Source organism: Ideonella sp. P3_A4 (assembly GCF_056403075.1).
Map to the genome: position 1 here is coordinate 1 of NZ_JBFUGE010000769.1, position 2,558 is coordinate 2,558.

Annotated in this window: 2 protein-coding genes; both read left to right on the plus strand. The window is 70.5% G+C overall.

Annotated features, from left to right (window positions below; all coding sequences use genetic code 11):
- A partial coding sequence (locus AC1DYI_RS32430; RefSeq protein ID WP_477208228.1) for a contractile injection system tape measure protein occupies positions 1 to 2,383 on the plus strand: 2,383 nt, incomplete at its 5' end.
- Positions 2,367 to 2,558, plus strand: a 192-nt coding sequence (locus tag AC1DYI_RS32435; protein WP_477208229.1) for a hypothetical protein, incomplete at its 3' end; no start/stop codon positions are given. The genes AC1DYI_RS32430 and AC1DYI_RS32435, both read left to right, overlap by 17 nt.

The following is a 2,558-nucleotide window of genomic DNA, read 5'->3' on the forward strand; positions in this document are numbered from 1 at the left end:
TGAAGGGTTGCGCCACATCGAAGCGCGCTTCGATCGGCATGACCTCGCTGGCCGGACCTGGCAGATCGACCGGTTGGAGCTGGACCTGGGCCGCCTGTCGCGCCACCAAGACGAGCACCAGTGGGCCGCGCGGCTGGACGAGGCACTGGACCTGGCGCTCTTGCGCGCCAGCCAGCGCGCACCCGCACCGAGCCAGCCCTCTGCGCGGCTGCACGCGATCGACCAGTTCTTGTTCTACCTGCTCAACGGCCACCTGCCCTGGGGCGTGTCGCTGCCCGGCCGGCATGCCGTGTCGAAGTGGCTCGAACGGCTCGCACGATCRAATGGCCCACGGTTGTGGACTGCGCTGCAGAGCCACCCCGAGCGCGAACAGATGCTCGAGCGCCTGGCCCAGATCAGCCCGCACCACGGCCTGCAGGCGCTGCTCGCACAACGCGACGCGCCGTTGGCTGAGGCCCTGCAGACGCTGGACGACACGGCCCTCGCCCCGCTGCAAGCCCATGGCTGGCTCAGCGCCCACCAGCGCGAGCGTCTGCAGCAAGCGCTGCGCACCGCGGGCCTGCGCGCCCTGTGGGGCGCCCGCGGCAGTGCGCTGGGCACCGGCCGGCGATTGCAACTGCTGAGTGCACTTCGCCAGGCCCTGGCCCAGCACATCGGCCCGTCGTGGCTGTCGATGCTGTCGGCCTTGCCGCATGCAGCCAACGCCCAGGCACAAGCTGGCGGGCTGCTGCAAGACCTGATCGCGCTGCCATCGCTAAATCCGACATCGGCCGCGGGCGAAGAGACTGCGGACGTCGACCGGCCCACCCGCACCTGGGAAGCCGGCTTGCAGCAGTTGCACGAAGCGCTGTCGCGCCCGCGCCGCCACAGTGCCAGCCACAGCGCTCGCATTGCCACGCTGCTGAGCCGCCTGGCAGCCGCCCACCCGTCAGCGCTGCGCCAACGTCTTCTGCAGTGGGCAGACGAGCGCCGGCAACGCCGGATGTGGTCGCATTGCTTGACGCCCGAGAACCTGGGCACCCTGCTCACCGCGATGAGCCCTGCAGGCCGAACGGTGCCCGGCCACCCGGCGCCGGGCGCGTCGCAGTGGAGTGACTCGCTGCGCCAGACCGCGCTGCGCCTGCAACGCGAAGCCCCCGCCGAACGGCGCCCCGGTCTCGGCCGGTTGCAAGCCCTGCTGATGGAGGCCTGCCTGCAACGCCTGGCCGAGGGCCAGCGCCTGCCCGACAGCCACAGCGCCTGGCAGGCCTTGTGGCAACGCGCCTGGGCCCAGTGGCTGGGCGACAGCGAGGCCGATCGGCGAACCACGCCTAACTCGTTCCGTGCTGACCGCGACAACGTCCCCGCACCGGCCCGCCCGACGCGCGAGGACCCCCGCGACGATCGTCACGACCACCAACCCAATCCGCCACTCAGTCAACGACGCGAGCGTGAGCGCCCCACGCCACCGGCACCCAGCGTATCGCCCCGGCAAGGTCTCGACCAGGCCTTGCGCAGCCTCGAACGCCAGTGCCGTGAGGGCCATTGGGCCTGGCCGCAACGCCTGCGCCTGTCCCGCCTGCTGGAGACCGACAGCGCCTGCCAGCGCTGGTTGCAGCTGTTCGACGAATCGCGCCGCTGGCAGATGCTGCGGGCCCAGTTCGGCCCCGCCGCGCAACGCCTGCAGCAACGCGCCGGCCGTCTGCAGCAATGGTTGGGCAGCGTGCTGCGTGAGCCGATCGCCCTCGTCCAGGAGCACTGGCGGCGCCTGTGCCACTACCTGTTCGTGAAGGGCCTGTCGCCCGACGAAGCTTCGCTGCGCAACCACTACCAGGCTGAGCAGATTCCGACGACCCTGCCTGCGGCACCGGCACCGCTGGCGAACGAGCCCATCTGGGTCGGTGATGCGGGCCAAGTGATATTGGCCGCCTACGCCGAGCGCCTGTTCAAGCAGCAGCGGCTGATCGAGCAAGGCCGGTTCATCGACAGCGCAGCCCAGGCCCGAGCCGTGCAATGCCTGCAGACGCTGTGCCATGGCGCCGGCCCGGTGGACGAGGCGCAGACCGTGCTGTCGCGCCTGCTGTGCGGCGTGCAGCCGGCCGAGTTGCTGCCCGAGGTCGAGCCGCTGCCGCCCGACACGGTGACCTTGCTGGAGCAACTGCTGCAAGCCGTCATCGCGCACTGGAAGGCTGTTGGCCACACCTCGGTGGCGGGCTTGCGCGAGACCTTCCTGCAGCGCGAAGGCCGCCTGCAGCGCGACAAGACACCGGCCGACGAGCCACCGCGTTGGCACCTGCGTGTGCAGACACGCGGCTTCGACGTGCTGCTGGACCGCCTGCCCTGGAGCTTCCAGACGATCCGCCTGCCCTGGATGCAAGGAGCGCTGCATGTGGAATGGCGCTGAAACCTCGCATGCCCAGGCACTGGGCCTGGAGCTGGACTGGCTGGCGCAGGTGCTGAACCTGCGCCTGGAGCAGCACTTCCAGCAGCTGTCCAGTGACCTGGGAGACGCCCCGCCGCCGCCCTATTTGCCGGCCGACAGCGAGCTCGCACACTGGGTCAGCGAGTTGGAGCTTGGG